Raw genomic sequence first — 5,188 nt, 5'->3', positions numbered from 1 at the left:
AGCCCGAACGCGTCCAGCCGCTGCCGCATGTCGACGACCTCGACCTGCCGGTACGTCGTCGCGTCCACGACCGTGATGCGCCGGTCGCCCTTGGTCCAGTCCCAGCCCGGGTCGTCCAGAGCGGTGTTGACGTCACCGATGGACATGTTCCAGATGTACCTGCCGTCCTTGGTGAAGATGTTCTCGTGCGGCTTGTCGCCGGTCGCGAACGACCCCAGCTGCCTGCCGGTGACGATGTCGAGCACGTGCACGGTGCCGGCGGTCGAGGCCGAGACCGCCACCCGGGTACCGTCCGGGGAGACCGCCATGTGGTCGGCCCGGTAACCGGCGACCGGGAAACGCCAGTTGACCTTTCCGCTGGCCAGATCGATGGAGACGACGTCCGCGAAACTCGGCCGGGACACCACCACCGAGCGGCCGTCCGGCGTCGAGTACATGTCGTCGGCGAACTGGTCGTGGCCCTCGCCGACGCTGTTGCGGATCGCCTGGAAGTAGATCCACTTGATCGGATCCGCGTTGATCTCGGCCATCCGCGCGTCCCTGTCGGGGATGACGTTGATCCGGCCCACCTTCGCGAAGTCGCCGGAGGAGCGGATGACATCGGCGGTGCCGTCCCAGTTGTTGCCGACGAACAGCACCTCGCGCAGGCCGTCGGGGGCGGCGGAGGCGGCGGTCGCCGGGCCGGCGACGGTCAGGGCGAGGGCGGCGGCCACGGAGCACAGGTGCCTGGTTCTGAAGGCAGGCATGACGGCTCTCTTTCCTCGGGGGAATCTGAACACACGCGCATTCACAGTGAACTTACTGAAAAGTAAGGAGGGGGCGGCCTTCTCGACAAGATGTGTGCACGACAAGATTGGCCCCGACGGGCGAGGCGACGGAGGCGGACGCGTGGGGGGCAGGCTCAGAGCACCGACGGGACGGTACGGCGGCCGGTCCGCCGAGGAACGGCAGGCCGAGCGGCGCCGCCGCTTCCTCGACGCCGCCCTGCGCCTGTTCGGCGACACGCCCGGCTACCGCGGCACCACGGTCGCCGCGCTCAGCCAGGCCGCGGGCCTGTCCACCCGCCAGTTCTACGAAGAGTTCCGCACCCTGGAGGACGTCCTCGCCGCGCTGCACCTGGAGGTCAACGGCTGGGCCGAGCAGGCCGTCCTGGCCGCCCTCGCCACCGCGGACGACCTGCCGCTGGCCGAGCGCGCCACCGTGCTCTTCCGCGCCTACGCCCGCGACGTCACCTGCGACCCGCGCCGCATCCGCATCGCGTTCGTGGAGATCATCGGGGTCAGCCCCCGCCTGGAGGAGCAGCGGCTCGCCCGCCGCGCCCGCTGGGTCGACCTCATCCGCGCCGAGGCGGACGCGGCCGTGGCCCGCGGCGAGGCGGCGCCGCGCGACTACCGCCTCGCCGCGACGGCCTTCATCGGCAGTGTCAACGGACTGCTGCACGACTGGACCGCCGGCTGGGTGGACGCCACGCTCGACGAGGTGGTGGACGAGCTGGTCCGGCTGCTGCTGGGGATGCTCCGGCCGGAGGGCTGGCGCCCCGGCCACCCCTGACCGGGGCGCCCAGGTCAGCGGGGTGCGCCCGGGTTCGGCGCGCGGGATCGGGCCCGAGCTGGTCTGCTGGTGCGGGGGACCGTCGTATCCGTACGCACCCGTACTCCGGAGAGACCCATGAGCACCTATCGAGTCGCGCAGGTGACCGAGCCGGACGGTACCTTCGAACTGGTCGAACGCGAGGTGCCGCAACCGGGACCCGGCCATGTGCGGATCGCCGTCGAGGCGTGCGGGATCTGCCACAGCGACACCCTCTTCGTGGGCGGCGGCGTGCCGGGCGTCACGTTCCCGGTGGTGCCCGGGCACGAGATCGCCGGACGCGTGGAGGAACTGGGCGAGGGCACCGAGGAATGGGGCTACCGGGCCGGCGACCGGGTGGCGGTCGGCTGGTTCGGCGGCAGCTGCGGCCACTGCACGCCGTGCCGGCAGGGCGACTTCATCGACTGCACCACCCTCAAGGTGCCCGGCTGGGCCTACGACGGAGGATTCGCCGAGAAGGTGATCGCGCCCGTCGACGCCCTGGCCCGCATTCCCGACGCGGTGGCGGCGGCCGACGCGGGCCCCATGGCCTGCGCGGGCGTGACCACGTACAACGGGCTGCGGCGCAGCTCGGCCCGGCCCGGGGACCTGGTCGCGGTCCTCGGCCTCGGCGGCCTCGGTCACCTCGGCGTCCCGTACGCGGTGGCCATGGGCTTCGAGACCGTGGCGATCGCCCGGGGCGCCGAGAAGGCCGACTTCGCCAAGCAGCTCGGCGCCCACCACTACGTGGACAGCACGTCCGGCACTCCGGTCGCCGAGGCGCTGCAGTCCCTCGGCGGGGCCACGGTCGTGCTGGCCACCGCCGGGAAGTCCGAGGCCATATCGGCCACCGTGGACGGCCTCACCCACCGCGGGGAACTGGTGGTCATCGGAGCGGACACCGCGCCGCTGGGCATCAGCCCGTTCCAGGTGATCCTGGGCAGCCGCGTGGTCCGCGGGCACGCCTCCGGCACCTCCCAGGACGTCGAGGACACCATGGCGTTCAGCGCCCTGCACGGCATCCGCCCGATGACCGAGACCGTCCCGCTGGAGCGGGCCGGAGAGGCGTACGACAGGATGCTCTCCGGCGCCGCCCGCTTCCGGATGGTGCTCACCATGGGCTGACGCCCCGGGGCCACCGCCGACCGGCGCGGTCCTACGGCCGTGGCTCCAGCCGGTCCAGCGCCGCGCGCACCGGTGCCGTGCCGTCCTCGGCGCGGAGGCGGGCGGCCAGGGCGTCGGCGCGCCGCCGGTACGCCGGGTCCCGGGTGGCCCGGACCAGCGCCGCGGACAGCGCGTCCACGGTCAGGCGGCGCAGCGGTACGACAGCCGGGGCGACGCCCAGGGCGACCAGCCGGGCGGACCAGAAACCCGCGTCGAACTGGACCGGCACCGGCACGGCGGGCACCCCGGCGCGCAGCCCCGCCGCGGTGGTGCCCGCGCCCGCGTGGTGCACGACGGCGGCCATCCGCGGGAAGAGCACCGCGTGCGGCACCTCGCCGATGGTCAGCATGTCGTCCCCGTCGGCCGCGAGCCCGCCCCAGCCGCGCTGGACCACCCCGCGCAGCCCGGCCCGCCGCAGCGCCGCCACCACCCGCGCGCTCAGCCCGCGCGCGTCCGGCACGGTGGCGCTGCCCAGCCCGACGAACACCGGCGGCGGCCCGGCGTCGAGGAACTCCTCCAGCTGCCGGGGGAGCCGGGTCCCGGTGTCGTACGGCCACCAGTAACCGTCCACCGACAGGCTGGCCGCCAGTCGCCGGGCCGGGGCACCACCAGCGGGCTGAAGCCGTGGTGCACCGGCCAGAGCCGCCGCTCCCGGGCCCGCCGGGCGGCACCGGTCCGCAGCGGGGGCAGGCCGAGCCGTGCGCGCAGCGCCGGTACCGCGCCGGCGAAGACGTGCTCCACGGCCAGGCTCACCCCCTGCCCGGCGATCCGGTTGGCCGGCCCGCCCCAGGACCCGCCGCCCAGCACCGCGGGGGCGAACTCCCGGGTCGCGGCGACGGGTTGCAGATAGACGCCCAGGCTCGGCAGTCGCAGCCCCTCGGCGATGGTGTGCCCGAGCGGGGCCAGCGAGGCGGAGAGCAGCAGGACATCGCTGTCCCGGGCCGCGTTCAGCAGGTCCTCGGTCATCCGCCCGACCAGGTGCCGCGCCAGCTCCACCACCCGCAGCAGCTTTCCGGCGCCGCTGGTGCTGCGGTGCAGGCCCCGGCCGCGCGGGGACTCCAGTTCCGCCCGCGGGTCGACCGGCAGCGCGTGGAACCGTACGCCGGAGCTGGCTACCAGTGGCTCGAAGCGGCCGTGCGTGACCAGGGTGACCTCGTGCCCGGCCAGGGCGAGCCGGTGCCCGAGCCCGGTGTAGGGGGCGGCGTCGCCCCGGGAACCCGCCGTCATGATCGCAACGCGCACGACAGCCAGTATGGCCGGTCCGCGCGGGCCCGTACCCCAACGACCCGCTTTCCGGGCCCGGTTCACCCTGCCGCAGCCCCTGACTTCACCCCCCGGGCGGCTCTGCGGTCGGCCCCCAGTTACTGCTCACGCCTCTCCGAACCAGGTCACCAGGCGGCGGCGGACAGCACCAGGACCGCCGCCGCCAGCAGCGCGCACCCCAGCACACAGCAGGCCAGCAGCCGTCCGCGCAGCGCCCGGTACCGAGCCTCGTACGCCTGCCGCAGCTCCTCCGCCCGCTCCGCCGTGCGGCCCCACGAGCGGCGGGCCAGCGCCAGATACTCGGCCTCGAACTGCCGCTCCACGTCCTGCCGCTGGCTTTCGGTGAGCCAACCCAGCCGGGAGCCGAGCCGTGCCGCGGCGGTACGGCCCTCCTCCCGTGCGGCGGCCAGCAGCAGATGCCCCTCGACCTGCCGGACGAGGTCCCGCTCGTCGTGGGCCGTCACGGCGCGGTCACCTCCTTCTCCCGTACGTCCGGGTGGTGCAGGTCGAACGCCGGGGATTCGCTGCGGATCCGCGGCAGGACGAGGAAGTTGTGCCGCGGCGGCGGACAGGAGGTCGCCCACTCCAGCGAACGGCCGTACCCCCACGGGTCGTCCACGCCGACCGGCTCGCCGTACCTGGCCGTCTTCCACACGTTGTAGAGAAAGGGGAGCAGGGAGGCGCCGAGCAGGAACGAGAACACCGAGGAGACCGTGTTGAGCGTGGTGAACCCCTCGGCCGCGAGGTAGTCGGGAATCCGGCGCTGCATGCCCTCGGCGCCCAGCCAGTGCTGGACCAGGAAGGTGCCGTGGAAACCGGTGAACAGCGTCCAGAAGGTGATCTTGCCGAGGCGCTCGTCCAGCATCTTGCCGGTCATCTTCGGCCACCAGAAGTGGAAGCCGGCGAACATCGCGAAGACGACCGTACCGAACACCACGTAGTGGAAGTGGGCCACCACGAAGTACGAGTCGGAGATGTGGAAGTCGATCGGCGGGGAGGCGAGCATCACGCCGGTCAGCCCGCCGAAGAGGAAGGTGACCAGGAAGCCCGTCACCCAGAGCATCGGCGTCTCGAAGGAGAGACTTCCCCGCCACATGGTGCCGATCCAGTTGAAGAACTTCACGCCGGTCGGGACGGCGATCAGGAACGTCATGAAGGAGAAGAACGGCAGCAGCACACCGCCGGTGACGTA

4 protein-coding genes and 2 pseudogenes are annotated in these 5,188 nt (G+C 73.1%); 2 read left to right on the top strand and 4 right to left on the bottom strand.

The window, feature by feature from the left end:
• Positions 1 to 746, bottom strand: a pseudogene (locus ABZ923_RS40890) (YncE family protein); the annotation flags it as partial.
• Positions 747 to 888: 142 nt separating this feature from the next.
• On the opposite strand from ABZ923_RS40890, the gene ABZ923_RS40885 reads away from it, so the two are divergent.
• Complete coding sequence (locus ABZ923_RS40885) at positions 889 to 1,551, top strand: TetR/AcrR family transcriptional regulator (protein ID WP_361483392.1); 663 nt, start codon at positions 889 to 891, stop codon at positions 1,549 to 1,551.
• Between the two features lie 117 nt (positions 1,552 to 1,668).
• On the top strand, positions 1,669 to 2,694 hold the full coding sequence (locus ABZ923_RS40880; RefSeq protein ID WP_361483389.1) for an alcohol dehydrogenase catalytic domain-containing protein: 1,026 nt from the start codon (positions 1,669 to 1,671) through the stop codon (positions 2,692 to 2,694).
• 31 nt (positions 2,695 to 2,725) lie between these two features.
• Here ABZ923_RS40880 and ABZ923_RS40875 read toward each other — a convergent pair.
• From ABZ923_RS40875 to ABZ923_RS40865, 3 genes and pseudogenes are all read right to left on the bottom strand, one after another.
• Positions 2,726 to 3,960: pseudogene (locus ABZ923_RS40875) on the bottom strand (glycosyltransferase).
• Between the two features lie 161 nt (positions 3,961 to 4,121).
• On the bottom strand, positions 4,122 to 4,460 hold the full coding sequence (locus ABZ923_RS40870) for a hypothetical protein (RefSeq protein WP_361483386.1): 339 nt from the start codon (positions 4,458 to 4,460) through the stop codon (positions 4,122 to 4,124).
• Positions 4,457 to 5,188, bottom strand: a 732-nt coding sequence (locus ABZ923_RS40865) for a cbb3-type cytochrome c oxidase subunit I (RefSeq protein ID WP_361483383.1), incomplete at its 5' end; no start/stop codon positions are given. The genes ABZ923_RS40870 and ABZ923_RS40865, both read right to left, overlap by 4 nt.

This window comes from Streptomyces sp. NPDC046881 (assembly GCF_040645015.1).
Classification (GTDB): Bacteria; Actinomycetota; Actinomycetes; order Streptomycetales; family Streptomycetaceae; genus Streptomyces.
Note: the sequence above shows the minus strand (reverse complement) of the source record. Positions and strands in the feature narration are given on the sequence as shown.

Excerpts from the sequence above, each read along its gene's own strand:
- ABZ923_RS40880 (WP_361483389.1), top strand. The coding sequence starts at position 1,669 with ATGAGCACCTATCGAGTCGCGCAGGTGACCGAGCCGGACGGTACCTTC.